Origin of the sequence: Rhizobium sp. T1470 (genome assembly GCF_042140505.1) — a bacterium.
GTDB classification, from domain to species: Bacteria; Pseudomonadota; Alphaproteobacteria; order Rhizobiales; family Rhizobiaceae; genus Rhizobium; species Rhizobium favelukesii.
Genome location: NZ_CP148091.1, coordinates 1,861,609 through 1,877,480 on the forward strand (window position 1 = coordinate 1,861,609; position 15,872 = coordinate 1,877,480).

Genomic DNA, 15,872 nt, shown 5'->3' on the forward strand with positions numbered 1-15,872 from the left:
ACAGAGCAAGGATCTCCATAGCGAACAGACAGGATTGAAACATGTCTCGTATCGGTAAAAGGCCCGTTCAGGTACCTGCTGGGATCACGGCTACGGTCGAAGGCCAGAAGGTCACTGCAAAGGGCCCGAAGGGCGAACTGTTCTTCGTCGCAAATGACGGAATCGGCATCAAGCTCGAGGATAATGCGGTTGTTGTAACGCCGCTCACGCAGTCGAAGGAAGCTCGTTCGAAGTGGGGCATGTCCCGCACGATGATCGAGAACATCTTCAAGGGCGTCAAGGACGGCTACGAGCGCAAGCTCGAAATCAACGGCGTTGGTTACCGCGCATCCCTGCAGGGAAAGAACCTGCAGCTGGCGCTCGGCTTCAGCCACGACGTGGTTTATGAGCCGCCGCAGGGCATTACGATCGCTGTGCCGAAGCCGACGGAAATCGTCGTTTCCGGCATCAACAAGCAGCAGGTCGGCCAGGTTGCCGCTGAAATCCGCGAATACCGCGGTCCTGAGCCTTACAAGGGCAAGGGCGTCAAGTATGCCGAAGAGCGGATTGTCCGCAAAGAAGGCAAGAAGAAGTAAGGATCACGCGAAATGGCTAGCAGGAAAGAAGCACTTGCACGTCGTGCCAACCGCGTGCGTCGTCACCTCAAGTCGGTGGCCAACGGTCGGCCGCGCCTGTCGGTTCATCGCTCGTCGAAGAACATCTATGCTCAGATCATTGACGATGTCGCCGGTAAGACGCTCGCGTCTGCCTCGACCCTCGACAAGGATCTGCGCGGTTCTCTGAAGACCGGTGCTGACACGGCAGCAGCGACCCTCGTAGGCAAGCTCGTTGCTGAGCGCGCATCGAAGGCAGGCGTCAAGGACGTGGTATTCGACCGTGGCGCCTTCATCTACCACGGCCGTATCAAGGCTCTGGCAGAAGCAGCCCGCGAAGGCGGTCTGTCCTTCTAATAAAGTTTCCGGCCGGCAAGCCCTAGGGCACCGGCCGGATCTCACCGGACCGCAGGCGTCTCGAAAGGGGAGGCCGATGCGGTCTTCGTTTTGTTTGCCGATTGCACCCGGAAAAGAAAAAGGAAAAGGACAATGGCACAGGAAAGAAGAGGTTCTCGCGACGATCGCCAGAACCGCGAAGAACGCGATAGCGAATTCGTCGACAAGCTGGTCGCGATCAATCGCGTTGCCAAGGTTGTAAAGGGTGGCCGCCGTTTCGGTTTCGCCGCTCTCGTCGTCGTAGGTGACCAGAAGGGCCGCGTTGGCTTCGGTCACGGCAAGGCGCGCGAAGTGCCGGAAGCAATCCGCAAGGCGACTGAAGCCGCTAAGCGCGAACTGATCTTCGTACCGCTTCGTGACGGCCGTACGCTGCATCACGACGTTCATGGCCGCCATGGCGCTGGCAAGGTTCTGCTTCGTTCGGCCAAGGTCGGTACCGGTATCATCGCCGGTGGCCCGATGCGCGCCGTTTTCGAAACGCTCGGCGTTCACGACGTCGTCGCCAAGTCGACCGGTTCCTCGAACCCATACAACATGGTTCGCGCTACCTTCGACGCCCTGAAGCACCAGGTTCACCCGAAGGACATCGCAGCTCAGCGCGGCATCAAGTATGCAACGCTCCAGGCTCGCCGTGCCGCTTCTGGCAATGCCTCTGAAGAATAAGAGGAGTCTGACAGATGGCTAAGGCTACCAAGAAGACTGAAGCGAAGACGGTTACTGTCGAACAGATCGGCAGCCCGATTCGTCGTCCGGACGTCCAGCAGCGCACGCTGATTGGCCTCGGACTTAACAAGATGCACCGTCGCCGCACGCTGGAAGATACCCCTTCCGTTCGTGGCATGATCCGTGCTGTCCAGCATCTCGTTCGCGTCGTCGACGAGAAGTAAGCCGGGAGATTCACTATGAAACTCAATGAAATCAAAGACAACGTAGGTTCAACCCACAGCCGCAAGCGCCTTGGCCGCGGTATTGGTTCGGGTTCGGGCAAGACCGGTGGTCGCGGTGTAAAGGGTCAGAAGTCCCGTTCTGGCGTTGCCATCAACGGTTTTGAAGGCGGTCAGATGCCAATCTACCGTCGCCTGCCGAAGCGCGGCTTCAACAACATCTTCAAGGCCGACTTCGTCGTCGTGTCGCTTGAGCGTGTTCAGGCTGCCATCGACGCTGGCAAGCTCGACGCGAAGGCAACTGTCGACGCAACAGCTCTGAAGGCTGCCGGCGTTATCCGCCGCGTCAAGGACGGTGTTCGCGTTCTCGCAGACGGCGAGCTGAAGGCAAAGGTCAAGTTCGAAGTTGCTGGCGCTTCCAAGCCGGCGATCGAAAAGATCGAAAAGGCAGGCGGTTCCGTCACGCTTCTTTCTGCCGCAGCTGCAGAATAATTAATCTTATGATAAGTCGCCCGGGGTGCTTCACACCGGGCGATTTTGCTCCCATATGTGAGCCTCACAAAAACCGGCTGGACGCACGTGCGTCATGGGCGGTAGGAACGAACACATGGGTGAGGCATAGGTTGCGTCCGCAATCCGTCCGAAGCCCGCTTTTGAATAATTCAGAATGCTGATTCCGGGTCCGGCACCTCGCTTGGCTTGAGCCCGAAATTGGTAGCGCGGAGAAACGCATGGCGTCTGCAGCGGAACAGTTGGCTTCCAACCTCAATTTCTCGACCTTCGCCAAAGCCGAGGATCTCAAGAAGCGCCTGTGGTTCACACTGGCAGCTCTCCTCGTGTACCGGCTGGGTACGCACATTCCGCTCCCAGGCCTCAATCCAGAAGCTTATGCCCAGGCCTTCCGTGGCCAGGCGGGAGGCATTCTCGGCCTCTTCAACATGTTCTCGGGTGGTGCCGTGCAGCGCATGGCAATCTTTGCGCTCGGCATCATGCCTTACATTTCTGCTTCGATCATCGTGCAGCTGATGACCTCGGTCGTCCCGGCGCTCGAAAACCTGAAGAAGGAAGGCGAACAGGGCCGCAAGATCATCAACCAGTACACGCGCTACGGTACGGTCCTCCTCGGTGCGCTTCAGGCCTACGGCATTTCCGTCGGTCTTGAGAGCGGCAACGGCCTGGTTGTCGATCCGGGCATCTTCTTCCGCGTTTCCACGGTTGTTACGCTGCTCGGCGGCACGATGTTCCTGATGTGGCTCGGCGAGCAGATCACCTCGCGCGGCATTGGTAACGGCATTTCCCTGATCATTTTCGCAGGGATCGCAGCCGGCCTTCCGCAGGCTCTTGCTGGCACCCTTGAACTCGGCCGCACAGGCGCCCTGTCGACGACGCTGATTCTCGCGGTCATCCTCGTCGCGATTGGGGTCATCGCCATCATCGTTTTCGTCGAACGCGCGCAGCGCCGCCTTCTGATCCAGTATCCGAAGCGTCAGGTCGGCAACCGCATGTTCCAGGGCGATACCTCGCATCTGCCGCTGAAGCTCAACACCTCGGGTGTTATCCCGGCGATCTTCGCGTCCTCGCTGCTGTTGCTGCCAGCGACGCTCGCAGGCTTCGCAAACACCTCGTCCTTGCCTGCATGGGCAACCTCGATTGTGGCCGCGCTTGGGCACGGCCAGCCGCTCTACATGCTTTTCTATGGCATGCTGATCGCTTTCTTCGCCTTCTTCTACACGGCGATCGTCTTCAACCCGAAGGACACGGCCGACAATTTGAAGAAGCATGGCGGCTTCATCCCCGGTATCCGTCCGGGTGAGCGGACCGCAGAATATATCGACTACGTGCTGACCCGCATTACGGTAATTGGCGCGATCTACCTCGTTTTCGTGTGCATTCTGCCTGAAATTCTTGTGTCGCAAACGGGCATTCCGTTGTCCCTGGGTGGCACTTCGCTCTTGATCGTGGTTAGCGTAACTCTCGATACGGTGGCACAGATTCAGGGTCATCTGATCGCACAGCAGTACGAAGGCCTGATCAAGAAATCGAAGTTGCGCGGAGGAAAGAGGGGGCGATGAGACTCATACTGTTAGGGCCGCCGGGTGCGGGTAAGGGGACCCAGGCTCAGCGGATCGTGGAGAAGTACGGAATTCCGCAACTCTCCACGGGTGACATGCTCCGTGCTGCCGTTGCGGCTGGTACGGAGGTAGGCATGCGGGCAAAGGCCGTCATGGACGCCGGCAAGCTTGTCTCCGATGAGATCGTCAATGCCATCGTCTCCGAGCGTCTGGATGCTCCAGATTGCGGCAAGGGTTTCATTCTCGACGGTTTTCCGCGCACGCTGGTTCAGGCCGACGCCACGGAAACCATGCTGAAGAGCAAGGGCCTGGAACTCTCCACCGTGATCGAGATCCAGGTCGACGACAACGTCCTCGCCGACCGCGTCTCCGGACGCTACACCTGCGCCAACTGCGGTGCAGGCTACCACGACACCAACGTCAAGCCGAAGGTAGAAGGCGTCTGCGACCGTTGCGGCTCGACACACTTCAAGCGCCGTCCCGACGACAACCGTGAAACGGTCGTCACGCGCCTGCAGGCCTACTACAAGGAGACATCTCCACTGATCGGCTACTACTATGCCAAGGGCAAGTTGAGGTCGGTCGATGGCATGGCGGACATCGATCACGTCACCGGCGAGATCGATAAGGTACTTTCGAAGCTTTAGTCTTTGAAAATAAACTTGGCGGAAGCGGTTGCTTTTCAGCACTGATTCCGCTAAACACCGCGCCAACTCGCGACATTTGATGCGATCGGCGCGGATTTCCAGGGAAGTCCGGGTTCGGTCTTTTTGACATGTACGAACCCAAATTTGAACGAGCGGCCGGTTCGGCTGCGCAACGAAAAACCTCTTGCCGGATGGCAACGGGAACGCAAGGAGAATAGGCGTGGCACGTATCGCTGGCGTCAACATCCCGACTGCGAAGCGCGTCGTTATCGCGCTGACGTACATTCACGGGATCGGTTCAAAATTCGCGCAGGAAATCATGGAAAAGGTTGGCCTGCCGGCTGACAAGCGCGTCCATCAGCTGACGGACTCCGAAGTCCTGCAGATCCGTGAAACCATCGACCGTGACTATCAGGTCGAAGGTGACCTGCGTCGCGAAACCTCGATGAACATCAAGCGTCTGATGGACCTCGGTTGCTACCGCGGCCTGCGTCATCGCCGTGGTCTTCCGGTCCGCGGTCAGCGCACGCACACCAATGCTCGTACCCGCAAGGGCCCGGCAAAGGCTATCGCTGGTAAGAAGAAGTAATTTCCGGGAAACCGGAGGTGAGGGGGCTGGCGGTCTGCGCCGGCCTCTTTTGAGTTTCGGGCAGGGCCGCAAGGTCTCGTTCCGGTGTAGCCGCTGGCATTACGGCGGTGAAGAGATCCAAGAAAGGGATTTAGATGGCCAAGGAAGCCGTACGCGTTCGCCGTCGCGAACGTAAAAACATTTCGTCGGGTGTTGCCCACGTCAATTCGACCTTCAACAACACGATGATCACCATCACTGACGCACAGGGCAACGCGATTGCCTGGTCGTCGGCTGGCGCCAAGGGCTTCAAGGGCTCGCGCAAGTCAACCCCGTTCGCTGCCCAGATCGCTGCTGAAGACTGCGCCAAGAAGGCTCAGGAACATGGCATGAAGTCGCTGGAAGTCGAAGTTTGCGGTCCGGGTTCGGGTCGCGAATCCGCTCTGCGCGCGCTCCAGGCTGCTGGTTTCATGATCACGTCCATCCGCGACGTGACGCCGATCCCGCACAATGGCTGCCGCCCGCGCAAGAAGCGCCGCGTCTGATCATCGCCACTCACAACGCCGGTGAGCGGATTTTCGCCCCCGGTGCTTCTCAAGCTCGGTTGCCACGATTGGATGGTGGCAACGAACGGAAGGCAAAAATATGATTCAGAAAAACTGGCAGGAATTGATCAAGCCGAACAAGGTCGAGTTCTCGTCGAGCTCGCGCATCAAGGCGACGCTCGTAGCAGAGCCGCTTGAGCGTGGTTTCGGCCTCACCCTCGGTAACGCGCTTCGCCGCGTTCTGCTGTCCTCGCTGCGCGGTGCCGCAGTCACGGCTGTGCAGATCGATGGCGTGCTGCATGAGTTCTCGTCGATCCCGGGCGTCCGCGAAGACGTGACGGACATCGTGCTCAACATCAAGGAAATCGCCATCAAGATGGATGGCGATGACGCAAAGCGCATGGTCGTGCGTAAGCAGGGCCCTGGCGTTGTAACGGCTGGCGACATCCAGACGGTCGGTGACATTGAAATCCTCAACCCCGAGCATGTCATCTGCACGCTCGACGAGGGTGCGGAAATTCGTATGGAATTCACCGTCAACAACGGCAAGGGCTATGTTCCGGCCGATCGCAATCGTGCGGAAGATGCTCCGATCGGTCTCATCCCGGTCGACAGCCTTTATTCGCCGGTCAAGAAGGTGTCCTACAAGGTAGAAAATACCCGTGAAGGACAGGTTCTCGACTACGACAAGCTGAACATGACGATCGAGACCGACGGTTCGATCTCCGGCGAAGATGCCGTCGCTTTCGCGGCTCGCATTCTCCAGGATCAGCTTGGCGTGTTCGTCAACTTCGACGAGCCGCAGAAGGAAACCGAAGAGGAAGCAGTTACCGAACTCGCTTTCAACCCGGCGCTCCTCAAGAAGGTGGACGAACTCGAACTGTCTGTTCGCTCGGCAAACTGCCTGAAGAACGACAACATCGTCTACATCGGTGACCTCATTCAGAAGACCGAAGCAGAAATGCTCCGCACGCCGAATTTTGGTCGCAAGTCGCTGAACGAAATCAAGGAAGTTCTCGCTTCCATGGGCCTGCACCTCGGCATGGAAGTGCCGGCATGGCCGCCTGAGAACATCGAAGATCTCGCCAAGCGCTACGAAGACCAATACTAAGGCCGCAAGCGCTCCTGCGGAGCGCATAAAGCTTGGCCTTAGCATGTTAAATGGCGCATATGCCTTGTCGCTCCGGCTGGAGCCGGAGCGGGACATGCGCAGGTTCAAACGGCAGGCGGATGCCTGCAAGTGAAGGAGAATAGCAATGCGCCACGGTAAAGCCGGCCGCAAGCTGAATAGAACCGCTAGCCACCGCAAGGCAATGTTTGCCAACATGGCGGCTTCGCTCATCACCCATGAGCAGATCGTGACCACCCTGCCGAAGGCAAAGGAAATCCGTCCGATCGTTGAAAAGCTCGTCACCCTCGGCAAGCGCGGTGACCTGCACGCTCGCCGTCAGGCGATCTCGCAGATCCGCGACGCCGCTGTCGTTTCGAAGCTCTTCGACACGATCGCTTCGCGCTACGCAACCCGCAACGGCGGCTACCTGCGTATCATGAAGGCTGGCTTCCGCCAGGGCGACAACGCTGCTCTCGCCGTCATCGAATTTGTTGACCGCGACACCCACGCCAAGGGCGCAGCCGACAAGGCTCGCGTAGAAGCCGAAGCGACTGCAGCTGAAGCCGCTTAATCATTTCCGGTTCGCCGGAATCAAAACAGCCGGGCTGCGAAGCCCGGCTGTTTTTGTTTGGGGCGCTGTGTTCGGGGACAAAAGCGGTGTTTTCGATCGCGGCCTGATGGTCTCTGGTCACAGAAGAGGCTCTTCTGGGCATCCGGACAACGAGCATATCGAGATCGGGCACCCATCGGATGCTTGTCGAGCAAATTTCGGATCGGCGTTGGCTTTGCCTCTGCCGTCAGGCGCTCCAAGGAGTGCGCAGCGTGATCGACCACATAACCATTGCAGTGAGTGATCTGCAGAAGAGCAAGCTGTTCTACGAAAGCGCTTTTGCATCGCTGGGGTACAAACTTTCCTTCGGTAAGGTGAGCGTATTCTGGGCTTTCGCTATTGGCGGCGGCAGCCTATTCGAGATCCAGCAGGCGGACAGCGAGCCGCCTTTGACGCGCCTGCACGTCGCCTTGCGAGCTCGTAGGAAGACGGACGTCGACCCTTTCTAGGCCGCGCTCGAGGCCGGTGCCAAGGACAATGGTGCTCCCGGTCCACGACCGCAATATGCTCCTGATTATTACGCCTGCTTCGTTCTCGATCCCGATGGCTACAACATCGAAGCCATGATCAATCAGCCAGCGGCGGGAGCGTGACCGGACGCGTGCCCGATCCGCCTGGCGCCCGCCCGCGGAAGGCTGCATGGGGCACCTGTGGCATCACGACACGGTCGCAGGAGCCCGCGTGCGCTCGCGACCTTGCCCGCGCTTCCTACTCCGGGCAATCGGCCGCCATGAGCGGTAGAGGATCAAGAGGATCAGCAGACCGATATAGATGGATTGCTCGAGGCCGAGGAGTTTGGTCGACAGCGCGAAATGCAGCGCGCCGCAGGCTGCCACGATGTAGACGAGGCGGTGCAGGCGGACCCAGTTCGGTCCCATGCGGCGGATCGAGAAATTGTTGGAGGTCACGGCAAGTGGAATAAGCAACGTCAGGCCCGCCATGCCGAACATAATGAAGGGGCGCTTCACCACGTCATTGATGACAGCCGAAAAAATCAAGGCCTGGTCGAGGACCATGTAGACCGTGAAGTGCATCGCCACGTAGTAGAAGCAGAGCAGGCCGAGAGCGCGGCGATAGCGGAGATAGTTCCAGCCGAGCAGATCGCGGGCAGGGCTGACGACAAGCGTCAGGATCAGGAAGCGGATCGCCCACAGACCCAGGAAGAGTTCGAAGGTCTTCACCGGATCGGCGCCGAGCTGGTCCGTCGCCCCGAGATAGAAGGTCCAGGCAGCAGGGAGGAGCCCCGCCACGTAAAGGAGCCACACGGATGCCGGCTGCCAGCGTTTCGGAAGCGCGAGCGAGAAATCCGTCATTAGAAATTCGCCTTCAGATCCATGCCGCTATAGAGGCTGGCCACCTCGTCGGCATAGCCGTTGAACGGCAGTGTGGGGTGGCGGCTCGCACCGAAGAAGCCACTTTCGCCGATGCGCCGCTCTGTTGCTTGGCTCCAGCGCGGATGATCGACCTCGGGGTTGACGTTGGCGTAGAAGCCGTATTCCTGCGGATTGGTGACCTGCCAGGTGTTCTTCGGCTCCCTGTCGGTCAGCGTGATCCGCACGATCGACTTGATGCCTTTGAAGCCGTATTTCCACGGCACGACCAGGCGGATCGGAGCGCCGTTCTGATTTGGCAAGGTCTCGCCGTAAAGGCCGACGGCGAGCAGCGTCAGTGGATGGCGTGCCTCGTCCAGCCGCAGGCCTTCCAAATAGGGCCAGTCCAGCGACTGGAAGATGCCCTTCTGCCCCGGCATCTCCTCCGGTCGCACGACCGTCTCGAAAGCGACGTACTTCGCGCTTCCGAGCGGCTCCACCTTGTCGAGCAGGGAGGCAAGGGGGAAGCCGTCCCACGGAATGACCATCGACCAAGCCTCGACGCACCGCATGCGATAGGTGCGGCTCTCGATCGGAAATTCCTTCATCAGCGCTTCGACGTCGAACGTGCCGGGCTTGTTGGCCATGCCGTCGACCTTGATCGTCCAAGGCCGCGGCTTGAAGTCGCCCGAAAGTGCCGCGGGATCGCCCTTGTCGAGCCCAAATTCATAGAAGTTGTTGTAGCTCGTGACATCCTTGAGCGGCGTCGTCTTCTCGTCGACGGTGTATTTACTTTCGATGACCGACAATGCTGCGGCACTGGCCTTGCCGGCGCTGTAGAGCGCCATGGCGCCCAGCGTCGCAGCGCCGAGGAACTCGCGACGCCTCAGGTAGACCTGCTGCGGCGTGATCTCCGAGGTGGCGATCTTTGGGGGACGATAGGATAGCATCTGAAACCTCCTGAGCATTCGAGCTCGGCCTGAACCTTCAACGCGTCACATGCGTCTTTGGATCATTGTTTATGCCCACCGACAGGCCTGCGGAAAGCCAACTTTTTGTGTACGGTGTTTGGCGGAATAGTCTGTAACAAAACCACTGCGGCGACCGTATATGCTCGATGCGTGCAGGCGTACCGGTTTCAGCCTTCCCGGTAGTGACAGTACAGGTCGTTTGGATTAGGACAATTCCAAAAATCAGCGATCGCCCGGCCGCGCAATACCGTTGCCGCCCTGCATCGCCGACGATTTCACGACGCGTGAGGAATACGCCATGCCAGCTTATCGTTCCAGAACCACGACCCACGGCCGCAACATGGCGGGCGCGCGCGGCCTTTGGCGCGCCACGGGCATGAAGGACTCCGATTTTGGCAAGCCTATCATTGCGGTGGTGAACTCTTTTACCCAGTTCGTGCCCGGTCACGTCCATCTTAAGGACCTCGGCCAGCTTGTCGCTCGCGAGATCGAAGCGGCCGGTGGTGTCGCCAAGGAGTTCAACACCATTGCCGTCGACGACGGCATCGCCATGGGCCATGATGGCATGCTCTATTCGCTGCCCTCGCGCGAACTGATCGCCGACAGCGTCGAATATATGGTCAACGCCCATTGTGCCGACGCCATGGTCTGCATCTCCAATTGCGACAAGATCACTCCCGGCATGCTGATGGCGTCGCTCCGCCTCAACATCCCGACGGTCTTCGTGTCCGGTGGTCCGATGGAAGCCGGCAAGGTGGTCCTGCATGGCAAGACGCATGCACTCGATCTCGTCGATGCGATGGTCGCGGCCGCCGATGACAAGATCAGCGACGAAGATGTCAACGTGATCGAGCGCTCGGCCTGTCCGACCTGTGGCTCGTGCTCCGGCATGTTCACCGCCAATTCAATGAACTGCCTGACCGAAGCGCTTGGCCTGTCGCTGCCAGGCAACGGCTCGACGCTCGCAACGCACGCTGACCGCAAGCGCCTATTCGTCGAGGCCGGCCACCTGATCGTCGATCTAGCTCGCCGCTACTACGAGCAGGACGATGTCAAGGCTCTGCCGCGCACGATCGCCTCCAAACAGGCATTCGAGAACGCGATGGCCCTCGACATCGCCATGGGCGGTTCGACAAATACCGTCCTGCACATCCTGGCGGCTGCGCACGAAGGCGAGATCGATTTCACGATGGCCGATATCGACGCGCTGTCGCGCCGCGTTCCCTGCCTTTCCAAGGTCGCCCCGGCAAAGAACGACGTCCACATGGAAGACGTTCATCGCGCCGGCGGCATTATGTCGATCCTGGGCGAGCTGGATAAGGGCGGCCTGCTCAACCGAGAATGCCCGACGGTCCATGCGGAAACGCTTGGCGATGCGATCGATCGTTGGGACATCACCCGCACCAATAGCGAAACCGTCCGCAATTTCTACCGCGCTGCGCCAGGCGGCATCCCGACCCAGGTTGCCTTCAGCCAAGAAGCGCGCTGGGACGATCTGGACACGGACCGCGAAAAGGGCGTCATCCGCTCCGTCGAACATCCGTTCTCGAAGGATGGAGGCCTTGCGGTTCTCAAGGGCAACCTCGCCCTCGACGGCTGCATTGTGAAAACCGCGGGCGTCGATGAATCGATCCTGAAATTCTCCGGTCCGGCCAAGGTTTATGAAAGCCAGGATGCAGCGGTGAAGGCCATCCTGTCGAACCAGGTCGTGGCCGGCGATGTCGTCGTCATCCGCTATGAAGGTCCGAAGGGCGGTCCCGGGATGCAGGAAATGCTCTACCCGACGAGCTATCTGAAGTCGAAGGGCCTCGGCAAGGCGTGCGCGCTGATCACCGACGGGCGGTTCTCGGGAGGCACCTCCGGCCTTTCCATCGGCCACGTCTCGCCGGAAGCCGCAAACGGCGGCATCATCGGTCTGGTTTGCGAGGACGACATGATCGACATCGACATCCCGAACCGCATCATCAGCCTGCGCGTCGATGACAAGGAACTGGCGAACCGCCGCGCCGAGCAGGAGGAGAAGGGCTGGCATCCGGCCGAGCAGCGCAAGCGCAACGTCACGACGGCGCTGAAGGCCTATGCTGCCTTCGCAACCAGCGCCGACCGCGGCGCCGTTCGCGACCTTGGCAGCCGCTGAACTGCTGATCAAGGGCGTGCATTGATGGACCGGTCGCTAAAGCGGCCGGTTTATTTTTTTATAGGTCTCGTCCAGCTGCTTCAGGCGTTCGTCGTAGGCGGCCTTGATGCAAGCCGCATCGGAAGCGCATTCCTGGCGTTTCTTCAGCCAGGCCGTTTGCCCGTCCTGCAACGTGCCGCGCGAACCCATCGCCATCAGCCCGGAAAGCAGGTCGAAGGTCGTCACCATCTTCACATCGGCGTCATTCAGCGCGCGGTTCTCGCAAATCACCTTTTCGTCCGGCTTCAACTCCTTGGCCTCGCAGTCGAAGCTCGCGGCATAGGAAATGCTGGCAAGGGCCGTGCAATGGATACATATCGCGAAAGGGAGAAGTGTGCTGCGGAGACGTCTCATGCATGAGTTCCTGTTCAATTCGCTGTGGAGCTGCCCATGGGTAGATGATGCACGCCGTGGCTTCGGCAAGAACAGAGTCGCGTTTGCAGGATGAATTGACGGGGAGACGTTCTCTATCGCCATCCGAGAAGGGCTCGTCGCTGCCATCCGTAGAGTCAAGATGTCTCTCACGGGTGACTTTGACCGCCTTTGTCATTAGATATCAGTTGCATGGAGCTCCTTCCTGAATCGATTTGCGAGGCGTGTTCAGCAGTTCGTGAGCTGCTTTATTCTTCCATGCTTCCGCCCTCTTTCCTTTCTAGCGTCCGGCGCTACAACGTCTTCACAAGAGAATTTCAGAAGGACTCCCCATGCAATACCTGTTGAAGCGCGCAGCCCTGCCTTTTGTGGCTCTGGTGCTCGCGCTACCGGTTTCCGCCAATGCTCAGACGGCCAAGACTGTCCCGCAGAGCCAGATGGAGATGCAGCTTTCCTTCGCGCCGCTGGTCAAACAGACGTCCGGAGCCGTCGTAAACGTTTATGCGGAAAAGACGGTACGCAGGCAGTCTCCCTTTGCCGGCGATCCCTTCTTCGAGGAGTTCTTCGGTCAGCAGATGCCGAACCGCAGCGAGAAGCAGTCGTCGCTGGGATCCGGCGTCATCGTTGAAGCAAACGGAACGATCGTCACGAACAATCACGTCGTGGAAGGCGCCGATGATATCAAGGTTGCGCTCTCCGACGGGCGGGAATTTCCGTGCAAGGTCGTCTTGAGGGATGACCGCGTCGATCTCGCTGTTCTCAAGGTCGATACGAAGGAAAGCTTCCCGACGCTGCCGCTCGGCAATTCCGATGCCGTCGAAGTCGGCGATCTCGTCCTGGCGATCGGTAATCCATTCGGTGTCGGCCAGACGGTCACGAGTGGCATCGTTTCGGCGCTGGCGCGCAACCAGGTCGTCAAGAACGAGTTCGGTTTCTTCATCCAGACGGACGCGTCGATCAACCCCGGCAATTCCGGCGGCGCGCTGATGAACATGAAGGGCGAGCTGATCGGCATCAACACGGCGATCTTTTCGCGCGGCGGCGGCTCAAATGGAATCGGCTTTGCGATCCCCGCCAATCTGGTCAAGGTGTTCCTCGCCTCGGCCGATGCGGGCGTAAAATCCTTCGAGCGCCCCTATGTCGGCGCGACGTTCGATGCGGTGACGTCCGAGGTTGCCGAGGCGCTCGGGCTCAACAAGGCGCGCGGCGCCCTCGTGGTCAAGGTGAGTGACGGCAGCCCGGCTGCGAAGGCTGGTTTGAAGACAGGTGAAATCGTGACCGCCGTCGACGGCATTGCGGTCGAGCATCCGGATGCGCTTCTCTATCGCCTGACAACGGCAGGGCTTGGCAAATCGGTGCAGCTGACCGTGGTTGAGAACGGCCGCGAGCAGCAGATCGCGCTGGCACTCGCCAGAGCGCCCGAGACGGCTCCACGCGACCAGCGCACGATCGGCGGCCGCACGCCCTTTACGGGCGCCGTGGTCGAAAACCTGTCGCCTCGCGTCGCCGACGAGCTTCGTATGCCCTCGGAGTCGACCGGCGTGGTTGTTTCCGAGGTGAAGGAGGATTCCCTTGCCGCTCGCCTCGGCTTTGAGCCGAAGGACATCATCATCTCGATCAACGGCACCGAAGTTAGGACGACCAAGGAACTGGCCGCCGTCGCCGACGAGGATCCGAGCTTCTGGCGCGTCGAGATCGAGCGCGATGGCCAACGCATCAGACAGTTTTTCCGATGAGCGACGATCTTTTTGCACCGCATATTCCCGAAGAGGTCGCTAATCGGCGGCCTCTCGCCGATCGCCTGCGACCCCGGACACTCTCGGAAGTGACCGGCCAGGAGCACCTGACCGGTGAAGACGGTGTATTGCGACGCATGATCGAGAGTGGCTCGCTCGGCTCGATGATCTTCTGGGGGCCGCCTGGAACCGGCAAGACCACCGTCGCCCGGTTGCTGTCGGGCGAGGCAGGTCTCGCATTCGAGCAGATATCCGCGATTTTCTCCGGGGTGGCGGATCTGAAGAAGGTATTTGAAACGGCGCGCATGCGCCGGATGGATGGCCGGCAAACGCTACTCTTCGTCGACGAGATCCATCGCTTCAACAGGGCGCAGCAGGACAGCTTCCTTCCTGTCATGGAGGACGGCACGGTCATCCTTGTCGGCGCTACCACCGAGAATCCGTCTTTCGAACTCAACGCGGCCTTGTTGTCGCGCGCTCGCGTGTTGACGTTCAAGTCGCACGACGATGAAAGCCTTGAGGAATTGCTGAAGCGTGCCGAGGCCGTGGAGGGCAAGGTATTGCCGCTGGCGGAAGACGCGCGCGCAAGCCTGCTGCGAATGGCCGACGGCGACGGTCGCGCCGTGCTGACCCTTGCGGAGGAGGTTTGGCGTGCTGCTCGGGATGGAGAAACCTTCGACACGGAGGGCCTGACCCGGATCGTGCAGCGTCGCGCCCCGGTCTATGACAAGGCGCAGGATGGGCACTACAATCTCATCTCTGCACTGCATAAATCCGTCCGCGGCTCCGACCCCGATGCGGCGCTTTACTATCTCGCTCGCATGTTCGACGCCGGCGAAGATCCGCTTTACCTCGGCCGGCGGCTCGTTCGCATGGCCGTCGAAGACATCGGCTTGGCCGACCCGCAGGCGCTGGTGATCTGCAACGCCGCGAAAGATGCCTATGACTACCTCGGTTCGCCGGAGGGCGAACTGGCGTTGGCGCAGGCTTGCGTCTATCTGGCGACTGCGCCGAAATCGAACGCCGTCTATACAGCCTTCAAGGCCGCGACGATGGCTGCCAAGCAGAATGGCTCCCTGCTGCCGCCGAAGCACATCCTGAATGCACCGACAAAGCTGATGAAGGGGGAGGGCTACGGTGAGGGCTATCGCTACGACCACGACGAGCCGGACGCCTTTTCCGGCCAGGACTATTTCCCAGAGAAAATGGGCCGGCAGACTTTCTACGATCCGCCGGAGCGCGGCTTTGAGCGGGATATCCGCAAGCGGCTTGAATGGTGGGCGAAGCTCAGGAAGGAACGCAATCAGAGCTGATCAGGAGGCACGGACCTGTCCAGCGGGCGCGACAAGTTTGACGGCGGATTCCGCAAGCCCGTGATGGCCTTCCATGTCGACGACCAGATGCCAATGTCCGCTGTCGGGAATGGATAGACGGATGGGAGACTTGCGCGCGACACCGCCGACATATTTGAAGTCGAGAACTTCGGTAAAGCGCTGATAGTTTGGTGCCGTCATCAGGCGAACATTCGCGACCGCGTTCAACGTCACCTCGATGATCGTCCCGGCGCGCTGTTCCTTCAGATCGTAGTGGGTAAAACGGAAGTTCGGTTTCGGCATCGGTCTGTGGCGTGGCTCGTCTCTGCCAACACCATAGCCCATTCCAGTTAAGGAAGCGTTCGCCATTTGCGGCGGACCGAACGACCTGGCGCCACTCGTATCAGATTCGTGGATGTCGTTGTCGCCGCGGTCGAGCGCGCTGAACTGCAGGACGACCTCCTCGGCCGCGCGGCAAATCTGCTCGGGATGATGATCGCACTCGGCTGCAAAATGGCGCGCGGCCTGCTCGCTGATGAATACGCCTCCCACGAGCCCCTTCCGGTCT

Annotated in this window: 18 protein-coding genes and 1 pseudogene; 15 read left to right on the plus strand and 4 right to left on the minus strand. The window is 59.9% G+C overall.

Going from position 1 to position 15,872, the window contains the following annotated elements:
• Positions 1-41: 41 nt before the first annotated feature.
• The 12 genes and pseudogenes from rplF to WGT02_RS09400 all read left to right on the plus strand — a co-directional run bounded on the left by rplF (position 42) and on the right by WGT02_RS09400 (position 8,019).
• Positions 42-575, plus strand: a complete 534-nt coding sequence (gene rplF / locus WGT02_RS09345) for a 50S ribosomal protein L6 (protein WP_024314770.1) — start codon at positions 42-44, stop codon at positions 573-575.
• Between the two features lie 12 nt (positions 576-587).
• Positions 588-950: a 50S ribosomal protein L18 gene (gene rplR, locus WGT02_RS09350; protein WP_024314769.1), complete on the plus strand. Its 363-nt coding sequence runs from the start codon at positions 588-590 to the stop codon at positions 948-950.
• A 132-nt stretch (positions 951-1,082) separates the two neighbouring features.
• Positions 1,083-1,652: a 30S ribosomal protein S5 gene (gene rpsE, locus WGT02_RS09355; RefSeq protein WP_016553561.1), complete on the plus strand. Its 570-nt coding sequence runs from the start codon at positions 1,083-1,085 to the stop codon at positions 1,650-1,652.
• Positions 1,653-1,666: 14 nt separating this feature from the next.
• The gene (rpmD, locus tag WGT02_RS09360; RefSeq protein WP_007531681.1) at positions 1,667-1,876 is read left to right on the plus strand and encodes a 50S ribosomal protein L30; all 210 of its coding nucleotides are present in this window, start codon (positions 1,667-1,669) and stop codon (positions 1,874-1,876) included.
• 15 nt (positions 1,877-1,891) lie between these two features.
• On the plus strand, positions 1,892-2,365 hold the full coding sequence (gene rplO / locus WGT02_RS09365) for a 50S ribosomal protein L15 (RefSeq protein ID WP_208248189.1): 474 nt from the start codon (positions 1,892-1,894) through the stop codon (positions 2,363-2,365).
• A 239-nt stretch (positions 2,366-2,604) separates the two neighbouring features.
• Positions 2,605-3,945 carry a preprotein translocase subunit SecY gene (gene secY / locus WGT02_RS09370; RefSeq protein WP_024314767.1) on the plus strand — a complete coding sequence of 447 codons (1,341 nt, stop codon included), beginning with the start codon at positions 2,605-2,607 and terminating at the stop codon, positions 3,943-3,945.
• Positions 3,942-4,592, plus strand: a complete 651-nt coding sequence (locus WGT02_RS09375) for an adenylate kinase (protein WP_024314766.1) — start codon at positions 3,942-3,944, stop codon at positions 4,590-4,592. Before secY ends, WGT02_RS09375 begins: the two co-directional genes overlap by 4 nt.
• A 220-nt stretch (positions 4,593-4,812) precedes the next feature.
• Positions 4,813-5,181, plus strand: a complete 369-nt coding sequence (rpsM, locus tag WGT02_RS09380) for a 30S ribosomal protein S13 (protein ID WP_024314765.1) — start codon at positions 4,813-4,815, stop codon at positions 5,179-5,181.
• Between the two features lie 134 nt (positions 5,182-5,315).
• Entirely contained in the window at positions 5,316-5,705 is a 390-nt protein-coding gene (gene rpsK / locus WGT02_RS09385; protein WP_003547577.1) for a 30S ribosomal protein S11, read from the plus strand.
• A 100-nt stretch (positions 5,706-5,805) separates the two neighbouring features.
• Complete coding sequence (locus WGT02_RS09390) at positions 5,806-6,816, plus strand: DNA-directed RNA polymerase subunit alpha (protein WP_024314764.1); 1,011 nt, start codon at positions 5,806-5,808, stop codon at positions 6,814-6,816.
• A gap of 145 nt (positions 6,817-6,961) precedes the next feature.
• Positions 6,962-7,387 carry a 50S ribosomal protein L17 gene (gene rplQ / locus WGT02_RS09395; protein WP_024314763.1) on the plus strand — a complete coding sequence of 142 codons (426 nt, stop codon included), beginning with the start codon at positions 6,962-6,964 and terminating at the stop codon, positions 7,385-7,387.
• Between the two features lie 251 nt (positions 7,388-7,638).
• A pseudogene (locus WGT02_RS09400) lies at positions 7,639-8,019 on the plus strand (VOC family protein).
• A 63-nt stretch (positions 8,020-8,082) separates the two neighbouring features.
• Here WGT02_RS09400 and msrQ read toward each other — a convergent pair.
• Positions 8,083-8,739 carry a protein-methionine-sulfoxide reductase heme-binding subunit MsrQ gene (msrQ, locus tag WGT02_RS09405; protein WP_024314762.1) on the minus strand — a complete coding sequence of 219 codons (657 nt, stop codon included), beginning with the start codon at positions 8,737-8,739 and terminating at the stop codon, positions 8,083-8,085.
• Positions 8,739-9,686: a protein-methionine-sulfoxide reductase catalytic subunit MsrP gene (gene msrP / locus WGT02_RS09410; protein WP_024314761.1), complete on the minus strand. Its 948-nt coding sequence runs from the start codon at positions 9,684-9,686 to the stop codon at positions 8,739-8,741. Before msrP ends, msrQ begins: the two co-directional genes overlap by 1 nt.
• A gap of 319 nt (positions 9,687-10,005) precedes the next feature.
• Between msrP and ilvD the strand changes: the two genes are divergently transcribed.
• A complete protein-coding gene (ilvD, locus tag WGT02_RS09415) occupies positions 10,006-11,844 on the plus strand; it encodes a dihydroxy-acid dehydratase (protein ID WP_024314760.1) in 1,839 nt (612 codons plus the stop codon).
• 36 nt (positions 11,845-11,880) lie between these two features.
• Here ilvD and WGT02_RS09420 read toward each other — a convergent pair whose 3' ends face one another.
• Positions 11,881-12,237 (minus strand): lysozyme inhibitor LprI family protein, encoded by a 357-nt coding sequence (locus WGT02_RS09420; protein WP_208248187.1) that lies wholly within the window; start codon positions 12,235-12,237, stop codon positions 11,881-11,883.
• Between the two features lie 350 nt (positions 12,238-12,587).
• On the opposite strand from WGT02_RS09420, the gene WGT02_RS09425 reads away from it, so the two are divergent.
• On the plus strand, positions 12,588-13,991 hold the full coding sequence (locus WGT02_RS09425; protein ID WP_024314759.1) for a DegQ family serine endoprotease: 1,404 nt from the start codon (positions 12,588-12,590) through the stop codon (positions 13,989-13,991).
• Positions 13,988-15,304 carry a replication-associated recombination protein A gene (locus WGT02_RS09430; RefSeq protein WP_024314758.1) on the plus strand — a complete coding sequence of 439 codons (1,317 nt, stop codon included), beginning with the start codon at positions 13,988-13,990 and terminating at the stop codon, positions 15,302-15,304. Before WGT02_RS09425 ends, WGT02_RS09430 begins: the two co-directional genes overlap by 4 nt.
• Here the strand turns inward: WGT02_RS09430 and WGT02_RS09435 are convergent, their stop codons facing one another.
• On the minus strand, positions 15,305-15,607 hold the full coding sequence (locus tag WGT02_RS09435; protein WP_037117901.1) for a DUF1883 domain-containing protein: 303 nt from the start codon (positions 15,605-15,607) through the stop codon (positions 15,305-15,307).
• Positions 15,608-15,872: the final 265 nt, after the last annotated feature.